This is a genomic window from Streptomyces sp. I05A-00742 (genome assembly GCF_013055795.1).
Lineage (GTDB): Bacteria > Actinomycetota > Actinomycetes > Streptomycetales > Streptomycetaceae > Streptomyces.
On the sequence record NZ_JABETO010000001.1, the window covers coordinates 22004 to 42348 of the forward strand.

Annotated in this window: 18 protein-coding genes and 2 tRNA genes; 11 read left to right on the forward strand and 9 right to left on the reverse strand. The window is 69.9% G+C overall.

Going from position 1 to position 20345, the window contains the following annotated elements; genetic code table 11:
* Positions 1-140: 140 nt before the first annotated feature.
* The 3 genes from HN013_RS00080 to HN013_RS00090 all read right to left on the reverse strand — a co-directional run bounded on the left by HN013_RS00080 (position 141) and on the right by HN013_RS00090 (position 3987).
* Positions 141-782, reverse strand: a complete 642-nt coding sequence (locus tag HN013_RS00080; RefSeq protein WP_171161588.1) for a superoxide dismutase — start codon at positions 780-782, stop codon at positions 141-143.
* A 186-nt stretch (positions 783-968) separates the two neighbouring features.
* Positions 969-2411, reverse strand: a complete 1443-nt coding sequence (locus tag HN013_RS00085) for an amino acid permease (RefSeq protein WP_171161590.1) — start codon at positions 2409-2411, stop codon at positions 969-971.
* A 175-nt stretch (positions 2412-2586) separates the two neighbouring features.
* Complete coding sequence (locus HN013_RS00090; RefSeq protein WP_171161591.1) at positions 2587-3987, reverse strand: amino acid permease; 1401 nt, start codon at positions 3985-3987, stop codon at positions 2587-2589.
* Positions 3988-4313: 326 nt separating this feature from the next.
* Between HN013_RS00090 and HN013_RS00095 the strand changes: the two genes are divergently transcribed.
* Positions 4314-4907 (forward strand): biotin transporter BioY, encoded by a 594-nt coding sequence (locus tag HN013_RS00095; protein WP_171161593.1) that lies wholly within the window; start codon positions 4314-4316, stop codon positions 4905-4907.
* 68 nt (positions 4908-4975) lie between these two features.
* Here HN013_RS00095 and HN013_RS00100 read toward each other — a convergent pair whose 3' ends face one another.
* Both HN013_RS00100 and HN013_RS00105 read right to left on the reverse strand, forming a co-directional pair.
* Positions 4976-5596: a Uma2 family endonuclease gene (locus tag HN013_RS00100; protein WP_171161595.1), complete on the reverse strand. Its 621-nt coding sequence runs from the start codon at positions 5594-5596 to the stop codon at positions 4976-4978.
* A gap of 249 nt (positions 5597-5845) precedes the next feature.
* Entirely contained in the window at positions 5846-7270 is a 1425-nt protein-coding gene (locus tag HN013_RS00105) for an amino acid permease (RefSeq protein ID WP_171162200.1), read from the reverse strand.
* A gap of 176 nt (positions 7271-7446) precedes the next feature.
* Here HN013_RS00105 and HN013_RS00110 point away from each other — a divergent pair, with 176 nt between their 5' ends.
* From HN013_RS00110 to HN013_RS00125, 4 genes are all read left to right on the forward strand, one after another.
* Positions 7447-7935: a ribose-5-phosphate isomerase gene (locus HN013_RS00110; protein WP_171161597.1), complete on the forward strand. Its 489-nt coding sequence runs from the start codon at positions 7447-7449 to the stop codon at positions 7933-7935.
* Between the two features lie 137 nt (positions 7936-8072).
* On the forward strand, positions 8073-8882 hold the full coding sequence (locus tag HN013_RS00115) for an Fpg/Nei family DNA glycosylase (RefSeq protein ID WP_171161599.1): 810 nt from the start codon (positions 8073-8075) through the stop codon (positions 8880-8882).
* Positions 8883-9245: 363 nt separating this feature from the next.
* A complete protein-coding gene (locus HN013_RS00120) occupies positions 9246-10391 on the forward strand; it encodes a PP2C family protein-serine/threonine phosphatase (RefSeq protein WP_171161601.1) in 1146 nt (381 codons plus the stop codon).
* 322 nt (positions 10392-10713) lie between these two features.
* A complete protein-coding gene (locus tag HN013_RS00125) occupies positions 10714-11493 on the forward strand; it encodes a hypothetical protein (protein WP_171161603.1) in 780 nt (259 codons plus the stop codon).
* Here the strand turns inward: HN013_RS00125 and HN013_RS00130 are convergent.
* Positions 11435-12574 (reverse strand): acyltransferase family protein, encoded by a 1140-nt coding sequence (locus HN013_RS00130; RefSeq protein ID WP_171161604.1) that lies wholly within the window; start codon positions 12572-12574, stop codon positions 11435-11437. The two genes, HN013_RS00125 and HN013_RS00130, sit on opposite strands and share 59 nt — an antisense overlap.
* A gap of 237 nt (positions 12575-12811) precedes the next feature.
* Between HN013_RS00130 and HN013_RS00135 the strand changes: the two genes are divergently transcribed.
* A complete protein-coding gene (locus HN013_RS00135) occupies positions 12812-13006 on the forward strand; it encodes a hypothetical protein (protein WP_171161605.1) in 195 nt (64 codons plus the stop codon).
* A gap of 91 nt (positions 13007-13097) precedes the next feature.
* On the opposite strand, the gene HN013_RS00140 is transcribed toward HN013_RS00135, so the two are convergent.
* A tRNA-Gly gene (locus tag HN013_RS00140) sits at positions 13098-13168 on the reverse strand.
* A gap of 269 nt (positions 13169-13437) precedes the next feature.
* On the opposite strand from HN013_RS00140, the gene HN013_RS00145 reads away from it, so the two are divergent.
* The 5 genes from HN013_RS00145 (at position 13438) to clpX (ending at position 18244) form a co-directional block, all read left to right on the forward strand.
* Positions 13438-13514: transfer RNA gene (locus tag HN013_RS00145), tRNA-Pro, on the forward strand.
* Positions 13515-13642: 128 nt separating this feature from the next.
* A complete protein-coding gene (tig, locus tag HN013_RS00150) occupies positions 13643-15034 on the forward strand; it encodes a trigger factor (protein WP_171161606.1) in 1392 nt (463 codons plus the stop codon).
* A gap of 394 nt (positions 15035-15428) precedes the next feature.
* On the forward strand, positions 15429-16034 hold the full coding sequence (locus HN013_RS00155) for an ATP-dependent Clp protease proteolytic subunit (protein WP_051072744.1): 606 nt from the start codon (positions 15429-15431) through the stop codon (positions 16032-16034).
* 52 nt (positions 16035-16086) lie between these two features.
* Positions 16087-16776, forward strand: a complete 690-nt coding sequence (locus tag HN013_RS00160; protein WP_249374628.1) for an ATP-dependent Clp protease proteolytic subunit — start codon at positions 16087-16089, stop codon at positions 16774-16776.
* 175 nt (positions 16777-16951) lie between these two features.
* Positions 16952-18244, forward strand: a complete 1293-nt coding sequence (gene clpX / locus HN013_RS00165; protein WP_171161607.1) for an ATP-dependent Clp protease ATP-binding subunit ClpX — start codon at positions 16952-16954, stop codon at positions 18242-18244.
* A 221-nt stretch (positions 18245-18465) separates the two neighbouring features.
* On the opposite strand, the gene HN013_RS00170 is transcribed toward clpX, so the two are convergent.
* The gene (locus HN013_RS00170) at positions 18466-19317 is read right to left on the reverse strand and encodes a hypothetical protein (protein WP_171161555.1); all 852 of its coding nucleotides are present in this window, start codon (positions 19315-19317) and stop codon (positions 18466-18468) included.
* A complete protein-coding gene (locus HN013_RS00175; RefSeq protein WP_171161608.1) occupies positions 19314-20327 on the reverse strand; it encodes a hypothetical protein in 1014 nt (337 codons plus the stop codon). Before HN013_RS00175 ends, HN013_RS00170 begins: the two co-directional genes overlap by 4 nt.
* Between the last annotated feature and the right edge of the window lie 18 nt (positions 20328-20345).

Consider the following 20345-nt stretch of genomic DNA (forward strand, 5'->3'; position numbering starts at 1 on the left):
CGAACGGAAGGGTGCGACCATGGAAGAAGGCCCCGCGCGCATCGACCGCGCGGGGCCTTCCCGTGCCTGCCCCGTGACACGGGTGAGAAGACGATCACGAGCAGGCCGCTCGGTGGCGCCTCACGGCGCGTCCGCCCGGGTCAGGGGGCGAGGAGCAGCGCGTTGACGCGCTCCTTGGCGGCGGCGTAGCGCTTGGCCACGTCCTGCCAGTTGACGACCTGCCACATGGCCTCGATGAAGTCCACCTTCTGGTTCTTGTACTGCAGGTAGAAGGCGTGCTCCCAGGCGTCGAAGACCAGGATCGGGGTGGAGCCCTGGCCGACGTTGCCCTGGTGGTCGTAGACCTGCTCGACGATCAGCTTGCCGCTGAGCGGCTCGTAGGCGAGGACGCCCCAGCCGGAACCCTGCGTGGTGGCCGACGCCTTGGTCAGCTGCGCCTTGAACTTGGCGAAGGAGCCGAAGGACTCGGCGATGGCGTCCGCCAGCTCGCCCACGCCGTCCTTGTCGAGGGGCTCGCCGCCGCCGTCACCGGTCATGTTCTGCCAGTAGATGCTGTGCAGGATGTGGCCGGAGAGGTGGAACGCGAGGTTCTTCTCCAGACCGTTGACCGCGCCCCACTGGTCCTTGTCCCGGGCCTCGGCAAGCTGCTCCAACGTGTCGTTGGCGCCCTTGACGTACGCCGCGTGGTGCTTGTCGTGGTGCAGCTCGATGATCTTCGCGTCGATCACGGGCTGGAGCTCCGCGTAGTCGTACGGAAGTTCAGGAAGTGTGTAGATGGCCATGCCGAGCCCTCCAACTGCTTATTGCAATTAACTTGCAGGTAGACGCTATCAGCAAGTGCTCAGCTCTTCCCGTCGGACTGCCGTACAGGGGGACAACTCCGCCAAAAGACCGAGGCGGGGTCGGTCCTGGAGATCAGGACCGACCCCGCCTCGGGTCGGAGGGGGACGGAGAGAGGTGTCGGGACGTCAGTTCCGCGCGTCCGTCGTGCCCGTCGTGCCCGCCTTGCGGGCGTTGGCGCGCTGGCGCAGGTAGCCCCCCACGGCGAGGGCGACGGTGAGGCCGGCCGTGGCGTAGAGCTGCTCGGCCGTGTCCTCCTCGCGGAGCATCAGGCCGAGGGTGCAGAGGATGCCGAGGAGGGCGACGACCGTCAGGTACGGGAACCACCACATGCGCACCACGAGCTTCCCCGGCTGCTCGCGCTCCAGCCGGTAGCGCATCATCAGCTGGGTGACGGCGATGAAGCCCCAGACCACCAGGATGGCCGCGCCCGTCATGTACAGCAGCCACTTGAAGACGGTGTCCGGCCACCAGTAGCTCAGCAGCACCGCGAAGAAGCCGAAGGCGGACGAGGCCAGCACGGTCCGCCGCGGGACGCCGGAGGAGACCTTGCCGAGGAAGCGCGGGCCCTCGCCGCGCTCGACGAGCGAGTGCGCCATCCGGGACGCGCCGTAGATGTTGGCGTTCATGGCGGAGAGCAGGGCGATCAGCACGATCACGTTCATGATCTGGCCGGCGGCGGGGACGTCCAGGTGGTCGAGGACGGCCACGTACGGACCGGACAGCAGCGACTTGTCGGTCCACGGGATCAGCGTGACGACGACGAGCATGGAGCCCACGTAGAACAGCGCGATCCGCCACATCGCCGTCCGCACCGCCTTGGCGACGCCCTTGACCGGCTGCTCGGACTCCGCGGCGGCGATGGTCAGCGTCTCCAGGCCGCCGTACGCGAAGACGGAGGCGAGCAGTCCGGCGAGCAGGCCGTCGGTGCCGTTGGGCAGGAAGCCGCCCTGGCCGGTGAGGTTGGACGAGCCGGGGGCGTCGGTGCCGGGCAGCAGTCCGCAGATGGCGAGCGCGCCCAGGACCAGGAAGATGCCGATCGCCGCGACCTTCAGGGCGGCGAACCAGAACTCGAACTCGCCGAAATTGCCGACGGCCGCCAGGTTCGTACCGCAGAAGACGGCCATGAACAGCAGGACCCACATCCAGGAGTCCGTGGCGGGGAACCACTTCACCATGATCGCTGCCGCGCCGATCGCCTCGACGGCGATACCCACGCAGAGCTCGACCCAGAACATCCAGCCGGCGGCGAAACCCGCCCAGGGGCCGATGGCCTTCTCCGCGTGCACCGAGAAGGTGCCGGACGACGGGTTGGCCGCGGCCATCTCGCCCAGCATGCGCATCACCAGCATCACGAGGAGGCCGGACACCGCATAGGCGAGCACGATTCCCGGGCCCGCGGCGGCGATACCGGCGCCGGAGCCCACGAAGAGGCCGGCGCCGATCACCCCACCCAGGGCGATCATCGAAAGATGGCGCTGCTTGAGGCCGTTCGACAGGGCGGTGCCGTGGCCCGGCGCCGCGTCGGTGACCTCGCGCTCGGGCGCGGAGGTCGCATCTATCCGAGTCATGGTCGTGTCTGTCCCCGTGAAATGAGTGGTGAAAGGTTGAAACAACTCTGAAAAGTTGCCTCAGTGTGGGGGTGATGTTCGCTCAGGACAACACTTGTCACACGGATGTCCGATATTTAGACGCGAGGATTACTCTCCGCACCTGAAATATCGCCAGAATTGATAAGTTTGCAGATTATGCCTGCCGGGTACGGCGGAGCCGGAGCTCACGGAGGCCCGCCACGGCGAGCACCGCGCCGGTCGCCGCCGCCGACCACAGCAGCTGCGGCCGGGCCGCCTCGTCGGTCAGCATCAGTACCAGAACCGCGGCCATACCGGCCAGCGCGGCCCAGGTGAGATACGGGAAGCACCACATCCGCAGGGTCAGCCGCTCGGGCATCTCCCGCTCGATCCGGCGGCGCAGCCGCAGCTGGGAGACGGCGATCAGGCCCCAGACGAAGAGCAGCACGGCGCCGACCGAGTTGAGCAGATAGTGGAAGATCGAGTCCGGCCACTTCAGGTTGAGGACCACCGACGCGAAACCGAACGCCACGGAGGCGAGCACCGCCCGGCGCGGCACGCCGCCGCGGGAGACCGTCAGCAGGGCGCGTGGGGCCTCGCCGCGCTCGGCGAGCGAGAAGACCATGCGGGACGAGCCGTAGAGGTTCGCGTTGAGCGCCGACAGCAGCGCCACGAAGATCACGATCTGCATGATCTGCCCGGCCGACGGCACCCCGATCCGGTCCAGCACGGCCACATAAGGACTCTGGCCCGGTTGCAGCGAGGACCACGGCAGGAGGGTCACGATGACGACCATCGAGCCCACGTAGAAGAAGAGGATGCGCCACACGGCGCTGCGCACGGCACGGCCCACCGCGCGCTCGGGGTCCTCGGACTCGGCGGCCGCGATCGTCACGACCTCCAGGCCGCCGAAGGCGAAGGCCACGGCGAGGACGCCGGAGATCACACCGCTCCAGCCGTTGGGCAGGAAGCCGCCCTGCCCGGTGAGGTTGGCGAGGCCGACGGCGTCGGTGTCCGGGAGCAGGCCGAAGATCGCCAGCAGGCTCAGGCCGAGGAAGAGGAGGATGGCGCCGATCTTCAGCGCGGCGAACCAGAATTCGAACTCGCCGAAGTTCTTGACGGCGGTGAGATTCGCGGTGGTGAACACCACCATGAACACCAGCACCCAGGCCCACTGCGGCATCCCCGGCACCCAGCCGTGCGCGATCTGCGCCGCGGCCGTCGCCTCCACGGCGAGCACGATCACCAGCAGGAACCAGTAGAGCCAGCCCACCGTGAACCCGGCCCAGCGGCCGAGCGCCCGCTCCGCGTGCACCGAGAACGAGCCCGAGGCCGGCATCGCCGACGACAGCTCGCCCAGCATCCGCATCACCAGCATGGCGAGGGCGCCCGCTATCAGGTACGAGACGATGATCCCGGGCCCCGCGACGGAGATCCCGGCGCCCGAGCCGACGAACAGGCCCGCGCCGATCACGCCGCCCAGCCCGAGCATCGTCAGATGCCGCTGCTTGAGCCCCGCGGACAGCGGCTCTTTCTCACCGGCGAGCGACTCGGCGGCGGGCGGTGCGTCGTGCATCTGGGCTCGTACTCTCGGTTGGTGCGGAGGGCGCCCGGGGCGCGCGCCGGGTGCGGAGGCGCGGGGGCGGCGGTGGGCGCAAAGCATGCGACACGTGAAAAGTGCGCGCAAGTTCCACCATTCTCCCCGCGAGACGGCCGGAGCCAAGCCGTGCGGGCCCTTCGGTGACAAGCATCACTCCGCTTGTCGCCTTCTTCGGGAACCCCACCAAAGCGGGTGGCGGGCCTTTGTGACCGCCGCCCCATGCCGATTCGAGTGAGCTGGGCTAACGTCGCGGTGTTCTTGTACGTGCCCCTTATTCGTCCCCTCTTTCCAGCGGAGTACCGATGGCCACCGCCGCAGCTTCAGTCCCCCGGACCGGTACGGTCCTCGCCGATCTCCTGCCCGCGTCCTCCACCCGCGCCCGGGACATCGCCCTCGTCGTCGGCGGCGCCGCCCTCACCGGGGTCGCGGCCCAGCTGACCGTCCCGGTGCCGGGCTCCCCGGTCCCGGTCAGCGGCCAGACCTTCGCGGCCCTCCTCGTCGGCACCGCCCTCGGCGCCCGGCGCGGCTTCCTCTCCCTGGCGCTGTACGCGCTCGCCGGTGTGGCGGGCCTGCCCTGGTTCGCCGAGGCGCGGTCCGGCGCGGCCTTCCCCTCCTTCGGCTACGTCCTCGGCATGCTCCTCGCCGCCACTGTCGTCGGCGCCCTGGCCCGTCGCGGCGCCGACCGCTCGGTGCTCCGCACCGCCGGGACCATGGCCCTCGGGTCCGCGATCATCTACGCGGTGGGCGTGCCGTACCTGGCCCTCTCCCTCCACCTGTCCCTCGGCGACGCCGTCGCCGCCGGTCTGACTCCGTTCCTCATCGGCGACGCGCTGAAGGCGGCGCTGGCGATGGGGGCGCTGCCGGCGGCGTGGAAGCTGCTGGGGCGGCGGGGCTGACCTTCCCCGTACGACCGGAGCCCGCTGCCCCGACCTCGGGGCGGCGGGCTCTTCCGTCTTCCGCCCTGTCAGCGTTCGTACCGGGGCAGGTCCGCCGTGGGCATGTCGCCACCGAGGTGTCCGGGAAGGGGGACGGGGTCGCCGTACTTGCCCTGGGCGAGGGTGCGGTAGCCCTCGTCGGAGGGGCGGGAGTGCAGGGTCCACCTGCCGGTGGCGGGGTAGAGGTAGAGGAGCACAGGGACGCGGGCCTCGGCGTACCAGGCGATCTTGTCGGCGACGGCGACGGGGCGTTCGGACGGGGAGGTCACCTCGATGGCGAGCTCGACGTCCTCGCCGGCCAGCAGCCAGTCGTCGGAGTCCATCATGTCGCTCTGGCAGATCAGCATGTCCGGGGTCGCGTAGTCATCCGGGTCGTCCGGCAGCGGGATGGATACGTTCTCGTAGGGGCGCAGGCCGTCCGCGCGGCATGCGCGCAGCAGCTCCCGCAGTTGGTCCGCGGTCTGCGCGTGGCGACGCCGCGGCGTGGGGGACATCATGAGTGTTCCTCGGAGGATTTCGACCCGGAGGCCGCTCGCGTTCTCGATCTGTTCGGCGATCTCCCGCGGCTCCCCCGTGATCCTCGACGCCGCCTGCGGGTCCCTGTGGGGCTCGGGGTCCGGGTACTCGTAGTGGACCGGCTGCGCGGACATGCTCACTCCTTCCCGTGGTGATGCCCAGTCTGCCCAATGACGGGAGGGGGCGGCCGGGTGCCGTCCTCCGACGCTAGGGGGACGAGCGGCTTTCCTCCCCCGGCGACGGATCTTTTCGCCCGATCGCTCGCTCTCCGCTCACTTGTGCCACATGTGGCATCCATAGCCGCCCGTCCCGTGACGGAAAACGAAAGACGCCCGGTCCGCCGCTGGGGAGGGCGGGGAACGGGCGTCCGTCGTGGAGGCCGGTCACTTCCCGGCGTTCACCGCTCGCCGCCGCCGGTCCAGGACCAGGCCGATCGCCAGGACCACCACGGCCACCAGCACGGAGAGCATGACCTGCTGACGGTTGTCGCCACCGTCGTAGACCATGTAGCCGAGCACGAAGAGGATCATGCCGATCGTGGCCCAGGTCAGATACGGGAAGAGCCACATCCGCACCACGAGCTTCTCGGGCGTCTCGCGCAGGATGATGCCGCGCATCTTCAGCTGGGTGACGCAGATGACCAGCCAGACGAAGAGGGCGACCGCGCCGGACGAGTTCAGCAGGAACTTGAAGACCGTGTCGGGCCACATGTAGTTGAAGAAGACCGAGAGGAAGCCGAAGACGACCGAGCCCAGGATCGCGGCCCGCGGAACGCCCTGCTTGTTGACGCGGGCGAACGCCTTGGGCGCGTCGCCGCGGCGGCCGAGGGAGAAGGCCATGCGGGAGGCGGTGTAGAGGCCGGAGTTGAGGCAGGAGAGGACGGCGGTCAGGACGATGACGTTCATGACCTGGCCGGCGTGCGGGATGCCGATCGAGTTGAGCGCCGCGACGTAGCTGCCGTCCTTGGCGATCGCCGAGGAGTTCCAGGGCAGCAGGGTGATGACGACGAAGATCGAGCCGAGGTAGAAGACGGCGATGCGCCAGATGACGCTGTTCGTCGCCTGCCGGACGGCGCGCTGCGGGTTCTCGGACTCGCCGGCGGCGAGGGTGACGATCTCGCTGCCCATGAAGGAGAAGACGACCATCAGGACACCGGTGAGGATCGCCCCGGGACCGTTGGGCAGGAAGCCGCCCGCGTCGGTGAGGTGGGCCAGCCCCGCGCCCGGGTTGTCCGAGCCGGGCAGCACGCCGAAGACCGCGAGGCCGCCGATGATCACGAACGCCGCGATGGCCACGACCTTGATGCCGGCGAACCAGAACTCGAACTCACCGTACGAGCTGACGGAGGCCAGGTTGGTGGCGGTGAGGACCACCATGACGATCAGGGCCCAGGCCCACTTCGGGACGTCCGGTACCCAACTGTTGAGGATCGACGCGCCCGCCGTGGCCTCGACCGCCAGCACCACGACCCAGAAGAACCAGTAGAGCCAGCCGATGGTGAAGCCGGCCCAGCGGCCCAGACCCCGGTCCGCGTAGGCGGAGAAGGAGCCGGAGGTCGGATTGGCGGCGGCCATTTCGCCGAGCATCCGCATCACGAGGACGACCATGGCGCCCACGAGGGCGTACGAGACGAGAATGGCGGGGCCGGCGGCGGCGATACCGGATCCGGATCCCACGAAGAGGCCGGCGCCGATGACGCCACCAATGGCGATCATGGAAAGGTGGCGGTTCTTGAGGCCGGCCTTGAGGCCGTCCCCCGATCCGGGCACGGCGTCCGCGGGATCGCCGGACGTCGACGCCTTTGTCATGGTCGGCGGTATCGCGCTCATGGGTAGTTTCCTTCGGTTCTCGGGTTACGAGCCCCCGCATTAGAACTTTTCGAAGGCGTATTTCGGAAGACCCGAATCCGTATCGTTGCATTCACGTCCGGTACCGGCGGGGGCCCTGGCGCGGGTACCCCCGGGGACGTGCCACACTCGGACGCATGCGCGTGTACCTCGGCTCCGACCATGCCGGTTACGAACTCAAGACCCACCTCGTCGAGTGGCTGACCGCCCAGGGCCACGAGCCCGTCGACTGCGGCCCCCACATCTACGACGCCCAGGACGACTACCCGCCGTTCTGCCTGCGCGCCGCCGAGCGGACCGCGGCGGACGAGGGCAGCCTCGGCATCGTGATCGGCGGTTCGGGCAACGGCGAGCAGATCGCCGCGAACAAGGTCAAGGGCGTCCGCGCGGCCCTGGCCTGGAGCGAGCAGACCGCCGCGCTGGGCCGTGAGCACAACGACGCGAACGTGATCGCGGTCGGCGCCCGGATGCACTCCCAGGAGGACGCGACGAAGTTCGTCGAGGTGTTCCTCGCCACGCCGTACTCGGGTGAGGAGCGTCACACCCGCCGTATCGAGATGCTCAGCCGCTACGAGACCACGGGCGAGCTGCCGGACATCCCGGCCCACCACCCGCAGCAGGGCTGATCTCCCCGGACGCCCCCTCGGGCCCGCCGCACCGCGCGGCGGGCCCCTTGCCGTTCCCCGGGCCGGCACCCGCCGGGGACCTCTAGGCATTCCGCCGCGCCCGCGGGCGCCGACACCCCGTCCGGGAGGACGCAGCCATGCCCGAAGGGCACACGATCCACCGCCTGGCGGCGGACCACCGCGCCCTGTTCGCCGACCGCACGGTCCGGGCGACCAGCCCGCAGGGCAAGTTCTCGGACGGCGCCGCCCTGATCGACGGCCGCCCCCTGGAGGAGGCGGAGGCCCACGGCAAGCACCTGTTCCTCGGCTTCGGACCCACCGGCTGGATCCACGTCCACCTGGGCCTCTTCGGCAAGTACACCCTCGGCGCCGCCCCCGCGCCCCCGCCCACCGACACCGTGCGGCTGCGGCTCGCCACCCCCGACGCCTACGCCGACCTGCGCGGCCCGACCGCCTGCGCCCTGCTCACCGACGGCGAGAAGCAGGCGATACACGACCGGCTCGGGCCCGACCCGCTGCGGGACGGCGAGGACCACGAGCCGGCCTGGCGGCGGATCTCCCGCAGCAGGACCAGCGTCGCCGCCCTCCTCATGGACCAGAAGGTCATCTCAGGCGTCGGCAATGTCTACCGCGCCGAGGTGCTGTTCCGGCACGGCATCGATCCGTACCGGACCGGCCGTGACCTCACCCGGCCGGAATGGGACGCGATCTGGCACGACCTGGTCGCCCTCATGCGCGAGGGCGTCCGGAACAACAGGATCGACACCGTGCGGCCCGACCACACCCCGGAGGCCATGGGCCGGCCGCCGCGGGTCGACGACCACGGGGGCGAGGTGTACGTCTACCGGCGCGCGGGACAGCCGTGCCACCTCTGCGGGGAAGAGGTCCGCACGGCCGGGCTCGCCGCCCGCAACCTCTTCTGGTGCCCGGGGTGCCAGCGGCGCTGAACCGGCGGACGGAGCCCGCGGTGCGTTGTCGAAACATCGAACGACCCCGCGCGCACGGGGCAGTTGGCGCACGGACCGCACGACCCGCGCGTCCCCGGGCTCCGGTACGCGGCGCCGCGCACCCGCCGCCCGGTTCGTTCCGCCGGTTCCCTGTGTGCCGTCCGGGACTCAAGGGGCGCGCGGTCATCCGGCGCGCTCCGGTTGTACGACCGGATTCCCCGCTGTACAGCCATGCGTCCACCCGTATAACCGATCAGGTGCGCACCTTTCGCATAGGGTTGCGCCCCAGGTGCCCTGCGGGCAGCCGTGTCGGCGCGGCGTGAATCGACGCGCCGCCGAATGGGTGGATAAGGTCCCGAAGCAATGACTGGCGGTGCGGAGACCCCGACGGCCCGGATGCGCAAAGCACTGCACCGGGTCCGCACGAGCGTGCGCAAGGCCGGGGTCGACTACTTCCGCGGCGACGGCTCCGACCGGGTCGCCCTCAGCACCCTGCTGCTCTCCGTACCCGCCCTCGCCATCGGCACCATCGCCCAGCCCGAATGGTGCGCCCCCACCGCCCTCGTGCTGCCCATCGTCGCCGGGGGCCTGCTGCTGCGCCCCGCCAGCCTCCTCGGTCTCTACGCCGCGGCGGCGACCGCCCTCATCGTCGAGTCGGCGGTCCTCGACCCCGCCGCGTACGGCACCGACCGCGTCACCCCCGGCACCATCCTCGTCGTCGCCGCCGTCGGCTTCCTCGGCCTGCTCATCGCCCAGTTCCGGAGCCGTGTCGGAGTGCCCTGGCGGCGCGGCGGAACGATGCTCTTCGACCTCCGCGAACGCATCCGGGTCCAGAGCAAGCTGCCCAAACTGCCCCGTGGCTGGCACCGCGAGATGGCCCTCCGGCCGGCCGGAGGGCAGTCGTTCTCCGGCGACTTCGTCGTCGCCGCCCGCACCGGCGGCGGGCGCAGCCTCGAAGTCGTCCTCACCGACGTCTCCGGCAAGGGCATGGACGCCGCCTCCCGCGCCCTCCTGCTCTCCGGCGCCTTCGGCGGCCTCCTGGGCTCCCTGCCGCCGCACGCCTTCCTCCCCGCGGCCAACGGCTACCTGCTCCGCCAGGACTGGGACGAGGGCTTCGCCACCTCCGTGCACCTCGTGCTCGACCTCGACAGCGGCGACTACGAGCTCTTCTCCGCGGGCCACGTCCCCGCCCTCCAGCTCAGCGCCGGCTCCGGCCGCTGGGAGGAGAAGACCGCGGAGGGCCCGCTCCTCGGGGTCTACGACGGCGCGGAGTTCGACTCCGTGAAGGGCAGGCTGCGCCCCGGCGACGTCCTGATGCTCTTCACCGACGGCCTGGTCGAGACCGCGGAACGCGAGCTCACCGAGGGCATGGACCGGCTGACCGGCGAGGCCGACCGGTACGTCACCACCGGATTCGCGGGCGCCGCCTGGCATTTGATCGAGGCCGTCGCCAAGGACGTGAACGACGACCGCGCCCTGCTGCTGATCTGCCGCGACCGGCGCGATTGAGACCGGGGGCGGGGCACGCGGGGGATACGGGCCCGAAACCCGTCGGATTCCCCCCTCCGGAACGAGACCGATTCCCATCCGATTCGAGGGAAATGCGAGGGAGCTTCGAGGGAGAACCGCCGGAATTCCGTGCGCGGACGAGCGGCACCGGTGAGCGGGTCCCATTTCTCCCCTCGTTGCGGTTTCCGCGAGCTCGTTGATAGACATGTCCGTCGCCGGTCGCGCCGACGGGCGCCCACGCCGCCGTGCCGTCACCGGCATTTCCGTCGAAGCCCGTCATTCGGCCGCACGTACATCACCGCTTCACACGGGGGGAATTCCTGTGACCACACCCCAGCCGCCGCAGCAGCCGTACGGATATCCGCAGCAGCCCCAGCCGCCGCAGGGCGCCGCGCCGCCGCCCGGCCCGTACGCCTCCGGGGCGCCCACGGGCCCGTACGCGGCCCCTCAGCAGGCCCCTCAGCAGGCCGCCCCGCAGCCGGGGCCGTACGCCCAGCAGCAGCCGGGCGCGTACGCCGCACCTCCGCAGCCCAATCCGTACGCCGCGCCGCCGCAGGGCAACCCGTACGGCGCCCCGCAGGGGAACCCGTACGGGGCCGGCCAGGGGCAGCCCCAGGGCAATCCCTATGGCACCCCGGAGGGCGGTCCCTATGCGGCGCCCCCGCAGTCCGACCCCTATGCCGGAGCGCCGCAGCCGACGCCGCAACCGGGGGCGCACGGGAATTGCGAGATATGCGGCGGATTCCCGGCCGCGCAGATGACCGTCCGCCGCCACCAGGGCCTCGTCCTGATGATGCGGTTCTTCTCGCGGCCCGGCCGGTTCTGCCGCACCTGCGCCACGGCGCTGCACCGCGATATGACCGCGAAGACCTGCTGGCAGTGGTGGAGCCCGTTCTCCCTGATCATTTTCACGCCGCTCACCCTGTTCTGGAATCTGGCGGTGCACGCGAAGATCAGGAAACTCGCGCCGCCGGCGCCCGGCAGCCACGGCCCCCAGCTCGACCCGGGGGCCCCGCTGTTCAAGCGCCCGGGAGCGATCGGTCTTATCGTTCCGGTGGGCTGGTACGTGGCGCTGGCGGTCCAGATCCTGCTGCACATGTAGGACGCGCGGGCAGCCGGAAGGCCCAGTCCATCCGCGGTTCGACGACCCGGCGGAACACCCGCCGGACGGGGGACGTGCACAGCACGGTGATCAGGGCGACGGCGAGGACCGACACCAGGACCTCGCCCGCCGGCCGGCGGATCCAGTCGTAGAGGTCGTACCACTCCCGCCACCGCGACAGCTTGATCACGAAGCCGTGCAGCAGGAAGCCGTACATCGTCCCGGTGCCCAGCGCCGTGAACCAGGTCCGCCGGCGCGGCACCCAGGCCAGGAAGCCCACCGTCAGCGCGGCGGCGCAGAGGAAGAGGGCGAAGGTCATCACGGGCGCCGTCCAGGCGGGCTCGTGCAGGTCCCGGACGCCGGCGTTGCGGTAGAACCAGCCGCTGTCCAGCTCCGGGGCCAGCAGGTACGCCGTGGCCACCGCGCAGCCGAGGAGCGGCACCGCCGCGATCCGCACCCAGCGCCGTCGCACCAGCTCGAAGTGGGACGGCTTGAGGTGCAGCCCGATCACGAAGAACGGCAGGAACTGCATCACGCGCATCAGGTCGAACTCGCTGCCGACCTCGGGGGTGAGCATCGCCATGACCGCGACGGCGAAGGCCACCGGCACCGGCCACCGGATGGTCTTCCAGATGGGCGTCGTCAGCCGCCATACGAACAGGGCGGCCAGGAACCAGTTGAGGTACCACGGTTCCAGCAGGGTGAACGGTTCCGGGTCCGCGTCCTTCTCGGCCAGGTGCTGGAACTCCACATAGCCGATCTGGAAGATCAGGTACGGCACCAGGACGCTGGTGATCAGGCGCTTCAGCCTGGGCGGGCTCATATCGAAGCCCCGCGAGAAGTAGCCGGAGATCAGGATGAACGCCGGCATGTGGAATGTGTAGACCGTGAGGTACAGCGCCGTCGCTGCACGGCTGGTGTGGGTGAGCGGCTCCCAGGCGTGGCCGAGCACGACGAGGACGATGGCCAGGTACTTCGCGTTGTCGAAGAACGGGTCGCGCGACGCGGCGGCGGAACCGGCCTGGGGCGGGCCGGGAGCGGGGGCCGCGGCACGCGCCGGGGACGTGGCGGTGCGGGACATTCGACGCACCCTAGCGGGGACGGGCAAAGCGGTGGCAATCCTTCCCGGCGGCGCGACTTTTCGGAGACCGGCCACCGCGGCCGGAAATCGACCCCTGACGGAGTCGGTCAAATCGTCGATGAATCGTCACAGCACCTCCGTGGACGGCGAGTTGATGGCACGATGGTGCGGTGGAGCACTGCGAGGCGGTGCTCCAGGGGCCGGGCCAGGTGTCTTCGACCGAGGGTGTGATCAGTTGTGGCCATATCGGTGTCAGCGGTGCTGCTCTTGGCGATCATCGTGGTGATCATGATTCGCGGCGGAAAGATGAAGACCGGGCCGGCGATCGTCGCGGCACTCTTCGGCTTCTTCCTGGCGTCGTCGGGCATGGCGCCGTCGATCCACCGATTCCTCAACTCGCTCGCCCAGACGATCAACGGGATCAAGCTGTAGCCGGCCCCGCCCGGCTCCGGCGGCCCGAAGGACGTCCTCGGGTCCGGAGGCACGAAGAACGCCCCCGGCCGTGGGCCGGGGGCGTCGTCCGAGCGGGCGACGGGAATCGAACCCGCGTAGCCAGTTTGGAAGACTGGGGCTCTACCATTGAGCTACGCCCGCGCGCGCCGTCCGACCCGGTAGGGCCCTCGGCGCTGACGTGCATCGTAGCGGGTCCGGGCCCCTCGCCGCACACCCGGTACCGCGTTCGCTCCAGCAGTCGTCCCGGCGTACGTCCCGGCGTTCGTCCGACGGCCGCCCGCGGCCCCTCCGCCCGGCCCCCGCCGCGCGCCCCGCCCGCCTCACGTTCCCCGTGGTCACCCCTGGTCGTCGCCGCCGGGTCAAAGGTCGGCCACCGCTCTCGCGGGCATGTACCCTACGTGTCGCACCGACGGGGTGTGGCGCAGCTTGGTAGCGCGTCCGCTTTGGGAGCGGAAGGTCGTCGGTTCGAATCCGGCCACCCCGACCAGCAAGATCACATTGTGGGGCTCATCCTGCGTGCGGTTACTATGCAAGCTGCGCGTCTGTGTCTCTCTACCGGGCGCGATCCGCTGAACCTCAGCAGAATCCCAAAGTCAGCCCCAAGGAGACCGAACCGTGAAGAGCGCCGTGGAGACCCTGAACCCGACCCGGGTTCGGCTCACTGTCGAGGTGCCCTTCGAGGAGCTCAAGGCCAGCCTCGACGCGGCGTACAAGAAGATCAACAGCCAGGTCTCGGTGCCGGGCTTCCGCAAGGGCAAGATCCCTGCCCGAGTGATCGACCAGCGCTTCGGCCGCGGTGCGGTGCTGGAGGAGGCCGTCAACGACGCCCTTCCGAAGTTCTACACCGAGGCCGTCAACGAGGGTGAGCTGAACCCGCTGGGTCAGCCCGAGGTGGACATCACGGAGCTGAAGGACGGCGAGCTGCTGACCTTCACCGCCGAGGTCGACATCCGTCCCGCCCTGGAGATCCCGGACTACTCCGGCATCGAGGTCACCGTCGACGCCGTCGAGGTCAGCGACGAGGACGTCGAGAAGTCGGTCGAGCAGCTCCGTGAGCGCTTCGCCACCACCTCCCCGGTGGAGCGCGCGGCCGCCGAGGGCGACATCGTCACCGTCGACCTGGAGGCCAAGGTCGACGGCGAGGTGCTGGAGGACGGCGTCGCCCAGGGCGTCGACTACACCATCGGCTCGGGCCAGCTGCTCGACGGCATCGACGAGGCCGTCACCGGCCTGGAGGCCGGCGGCACCGCCACCTTCACCTCCGAGCTCAAGGGCGGCAGCGCCGAGGGCAAGGAGGCCGAGGTCAAGGTCGACGTCACCGCCGTCAAGTCCCGCGAACTGCCCGCCCTGGACGACGAGTTCGCCCAGCTCGCGAGCGAGTTCGACACGCTGGAGGAGCTCAGGGCGGACAGCCGCGAGCGCCTCGCGCGGATGAAGAAGTTCGACCAGGCCACCCAGGCCCAGGAGAAGGTCCTCGACGAGCTCCTGAAGCTGGTCGAGGTCCCGATGCCCGAGAAGCTGCTCGAGGACGAGGTCAACACTCGTAAGCACAACCTGGAGCACCACCAGCTCGGCCAGATGGGCCTCACCCTGGAGAAGTACCTGGAGATCCAGGGCAAGAGCGCCGAGGAGTTCGACGCCGAGCTCAAGGAGCAGGCCGAGAAGGGCATCCGCACCCAGTTCGTCCTCGACGAGATCGTCAACAAGGAGAAGCTGTCGGTCGGCCAGGACGAGCTCACCGAGCACCTGATGCGCCGTGCCCAGTCCTCCGGCATGAGCCCCGACCAGTTCGCCCAGGCCGTCGTCGAGCAGGGCCAGGTCCCGATGCTCGTCGGTGAGGTCGCCCGCGGCAAGGCCCTCGCGACCGTCGTCGAGGCCGCCACGGTCAAGGACTCCAACGGTGAGGTCGTCGACCTGGAGGACGAAGAGGACGCCGCGGAGGCTGCCGCGGAGACCGCTGAGGTCACCGAGGCCGCCGAGGCTGCCGAGGCCAAGAACGAGGGCTGACGCCCACCGGTCGCATCCCACGGCCGCCGCGCCCCGGTGCGCGGCGGTGCGCGGTACGACCTTCCGGGACGGGCCCGGACGCGACCCCGCCGCCACCCGGCGCGGGCCGCGTCCGGGCCCGTCCCGCTCCGGGCGGTGGCGGCGCCCCCGCGGGGGAGACGGGCCGCGTCGGCACCCGGCGGGCGGAACGTGCCGGAACCTGCGCTCAGAGCGAACAGTTCCTCATGCGGGATGGCGCCCGCCGACCAGCGCGTTAGGGTCCGTAGATACGAGGGCAGGGGAGACTTTGAGCGCGCCGGACCTTACCGGCCCTGAGCACCCCCGGCCCCGAGTGAAGACGCGGAGACGGCCCGTTGCCGTCAGAGACGAGCAGGTGGATCACGTGACGAATCTGATGCCTTCCGCCGCCGGCGGACCTTCCATCGGTGGTGGCCTCGGCGACCAGGTCTACAGCCGACTGCTCGACGAGCGGATCATCTTCCTGGGCCAGCAGGTCGACGACGACATCGCCAACAAGATCACTGCCCAGCTGCTGCTCCTTGCCGCCGACCCCGACAAGGACATCTACCTCTACATCAACAGCCCCGGCGGCTCGGTGACGGCCGGCATGGCGGTCTACGACACCATGCAGTACATCCCGAACGACGTGGTCACCATCGGCATGGGCCTCGCCGCCTCGATGGGCCAGTTCCTGCTCACCGGTGGCACCCCGGGCAAGCGCTTCGCGCTGCCCAACACCGACATCCTCATGCACCAGGGCTCCGCGGGCCTCGGCGGCACCGCCTCGGACATCAAGATCCAGGCCGAGCAGCTGCTCCGCACCAAGAAGCGCATGGCGGAGATCACCGCCCACCACACCGGTCAGACCGTGGAGACGATCATCCGCGACGGCGACCGCGACCGCTGGTTCAGCGCGGAGGAGGCGAAGGCGTACGGGATCATCGACGAGATCATCACGCACGCCTCCGGCGTTCCGGGCGGCGGCGGCACCGGGGCCTGAGCCCCGGCAGTACCGCCCGACAGCCGATTCCCAGCCAACGACCGCCATCAGGATGGTGAACACCCGCATGAACAACTTCCCCGGCAGCGGCCTCTACACGGGCCCGCAGGCGCAGTTCTCCGGTCTGCCCGCCGAGGCGCGCTACGTCGTTCCCCGCTTCGTCGAGCGCACCTCCCAGGGCGTGCGTGAGTACGACCCGTACGCGAAGCTCTTCGAGGAGCGCGTGATCTTCCTCGGAGTGCAGATCGACGACGCCTCCGCCAACGACGTCATGGCGCAGCTGCTGTGCCTGGAGTCGATGGACCCCGACCGGGACATCTCGATCTACATCAACTCGCCCGGCGGCTCCTTCACGGCGCTGACCGCCATCTACGACACGATGCAGTTCGTGAAGCCGGACATCCAGACGGTCTGCATGGGCCAGGCGGCCTCCGCCGCGGCCATCCTGCTGGCCGCCGGCACCCCGGGCAAGCGCATGGCGCTGCCCAACGCCCGGGTGCTGATCCACCAGCCGTCCAGCCAGACGGGCCGCGAGCAGCTCTCCGACCTGGAGATCGCGGCGAACGAGATCATGCGCATGCGGACGCAGCTGGAGGAGATGCTGGCCAAGCACTCCACCCAGCCGGTCGAGAAGATCCGCGACGACATCGAGCGCGACAAGATCCTCACGGCCGAGGACGCGCTGGCGTACGGTCTGGTCGACCAGATCGTCTCGACCCGCAAGTCGTCCGTCGCGGTCTGACGTGACGGTCCGGGAGCCGGTCCGCATCCGGTTCCCGGACACTGTGCCGCCGGTACCCCCCTTGGCCGAGTAGGTACGAGGGGGGCCCGCACGGGGGGCCCGGCAAGGTACCGTCGATAGGCAAGCACTCGGGTTCGCAGAGCAAGGCGGATCCCAGGCGAAGGGGAAGCACCTCGTGGCACGCATCGGTGACGGCGGCGACCTGCTCAAGTGCTCGTTCTGCGGCAAGAGCCAGAAGCAGGTGAAGAAGCTCATCGCGGGTCCTGGTGTGTACATCTGCGACGAGTGCATCGACCTCTGCAACGAGATCATCGAGGAAGAGCTCGCGGAGACCTCCGAGGTGCGCTGGGAGGAACTGCCCAAGCCCCGGGAGATCTACGAGTTCCTCGAGGGCTACGTCGTCGGCCAGGAGGCCGCGAAGAAGGCCCTCTCGGTGGCGGTCTACAACCACTACAAGCGCGTTCAGGCCGGTGAGGCCGGCGGACGCGACCGTGACGACGCCATCGAGCTCTCCAAGTCCAACATCCTGCTGCTCGGTCCGACCGGTTCCGGCAAGACGCTGCTGGCGCAGACGCTCGCGCGCATGCTCAACGTCCCGTTCGCCATCGCGGACGCCACGGCGCTGACCGAGGCGGGCTACGTGGGCGAGGACGTCGAGAACATCCTCCTGAAGCTGATCCAGGCCGCCGACTACGATGTCAAGAAGGCCGAGACCGGCATCATCTACATCGACGAGATCGACAAGGTAGCCCGAAAGAGCGAAAATCCGTCGATCACTCGGGACGTCTCCGGCGAGGGCGTCCAGCAGGCCCTGCTGAAGATCCTGGAAGGCACCACGGCCTCGGTTCCCCCGCAGGGCGGCCGCAAGCACCCGCACCAGGAATTCATCCAGATCGACACGACGAACGTGCTGTTCATCGTGGGCGGCGCGTTCTCCGGCCTGGAGAAGATCATCGAGTCGCGGGCGGGTGCGAAGGGCATCGGCTTCGGGGCGACGATCCGCTCCAAGCGCGAGATCGAGGCGAGCGACCAGTTCCAGGAGGTCATGCCGGAGGACCTGGTCAAGTTCGGCATGATCCCGGAGTTCATCGGCCGGCTGCCGGTCATCACCAGCGTGCACAACCTCGACCGGGCGGCCCTGCTGCAGATCCTCGTCGAGCCGCGCAACGCGCTGGTGAAGCAGTACCAGCGCCTCTTCGAACTCGACGGCGTGGAGCTGGACTTCGACCGCCCGGCGCTGGAGGCCATCGCCGACCAGGCGATCCTGCGCGGCACGGGCGCGCGTGGTCTGCGGGCCATCATGGAGGAGGTCCTCCAGTCCGTGATGTACGAGGTGCCGTCCCGCAAGGACGTCGCACGGGTCGTCATCACGGCCGACGTCGTGCAGTCCAACGTCAACCCCACCCTGGTGCCGCGCTCGCGGGGCAACGGGCCGGGCCCGGGGGAGCGGCACGAGAAGAGCGCGTAGCGGCAGTTCGTTCGTTCACGGAAGGGGCGCCCGCCCGGACGGCGGGCGCCCCTTTCGCGCGTCTCAGGTTTCTTTCCGTGCGTCCCAGGTTTCGCGTGTCTCAAGTTCCGTGTATCTCTGGTGGTTCGGTGATCACCGGCCACGCTACCCGCCGTGCGGGACGGCGAACGGGCCCGGCCCCGGCGGCCGGATGTGTGGGGACACCCGGTCCGCCCGGCGGGTCACTTCTCGCGTTCGACGCGGATCTCGTCGCGGAGCCTGGCCGCGGTCCCGGCGCACCGGTCGAGCGTGGCGGTCCCGGCCAGCAGGGACGCGCGGTCCATGTTCATCACCATGGCGACGGTGCTGTGGTCGGCCCATGCGCAGAAGGGCATGTCGACGTTCCTGCCCCCGGGCACGCTGACCCTCATGGCCTGGCACTTCATCACGGCGCCCCCGCCAAGGCCCTTCGGGGTGACCTTCCGGGGACTTCCCACGTACTGGGTCGCATCGTCGCCGTCGTTTCCGTCGTTCTTCTTCAGCAGCTCGAAGAGGCGGTCCACGGTGGTCTCGGGGCTGTCGATCCGCCCCCACACGCCGTGGAAGGAGAGCCGTTTCGCGTCGGCACCCGCACCGGACCGGTATTCGCCGCCGACCGGATGGGCGCCCTTGATCCCCAACTTGGCGTTGACCTTCTCGTCCTTGGGGTCGACGGGGCCGCTGCTGTCCGACCCGTTCTTCTTGTACTCCCCGAGCACCGTCTCGGGCGCGGTGAGGCGGTAGCGCTTGTCACCACCGCTCCCCTGGAAGAAAAAGAAGCCGCCGACGAGGGCGCCCACGATGGCGAGCGCGCCGACGGTGATGCCGATGGCCTTGCCCTTGCCGGAGCGCTGCGGGGGGAGGGGCGGCGTGGTGGGGTACTGGCCGTACGGGGTTGGCATCCGGGGTTGCCCGTAGGGCTGCCCGTACGGGCTCGGCGGTTGCTGCGGGGGGTGCCCGTACGGGTTCGGCTGCTGCTGGGGCGGCTGCCCGTACGGGTTCGCCTGGGGGTGGGGCGGTTGCTGCCCGTACGGGCCGGGATGCTGGTCGGTCACTTCCCGACCTCGACGCGGACCTCGTTGCGGAGCTTCGCTGCCTGCCCGGCCGCCCGGTCCAGCGACGCGCCGCCGCCCATCGAGGCCGCGAGGTCCGCCTGCATGACGACGGCGGCGGTGCTGTGATCCGCCCAGATGCAGATCGGCGCCCTGAAGTTCTCGGGCACCTCGTCGGAGCCACCGCCGCCCTCGGCCGTCTTCACGTACTGGCACTTCATCACGGCGTTCTCCAGGCCCGCGGGCGTGACCTTCTGCGGGCTGCCCTCCAGCTCGCCCTTCCCGCCCTTGGCGTCCTTCTTGAGGGATTCATTCATCAAGCCGAAGAACTTGTCGAGGGTGGCCTCGGGGTTCTTGATCTTCCCGTGGACGCCGTTGAAGAAGAGGTACTTCTGCGTCATCCCGTTGCCGGCCTCGTAGCCGGCGCCCGCGTTCTCCGCGTCGGCGACGCCCAGTGCCGTCGCCTTCTCCTTGCCGTTCGGCCCGAAGCCCTTGACCGTCTCGCCGGGGTCCTTCTTGAACTCCCCGAGCACCGTCTCCGGCGCCGTGAGCTTGTACCGCTTGCCGTCGTCCGGCACCGAACTGCCGCCGTCCCCCCTGAAATAGAAGAAGCCCCCGATCACGGCACCCACGACGACGAGCGCGCCGACGGTGATGCCGATGGCCTTCCCCTTGCCCGGGCGCTGCGGGGGTATCGGCGGCGGGTACGGCGCCGGCGGCATGCCCGGCTGCTGCCCGTACATGGGCTGCGGCGGCTGCGCGGGCGGCGCCCCGTACGGACCGGCCTGCGCCGGCTGCCCGTACGGGTTGGGCGGCTGCTGCGGGGGCTGCCCGTACGGGTTCGGGGGCTGCTGGGGCGGCTGCCCGTACGGGTTCGCCTGCGGCTGGGGCTGCTGGGGCGGTTGGCCCGGAGGGTAGCCGTAGCCCGGCTGTCCGCCTGGCGCGCCGCCGCCCTGCCCGTAGGGGTTGGGCTGGTTGGGCTGACCGTACGGGTTGGGCTGGTCTGAGCTCATTTCTTTCCCTTCGGGGCC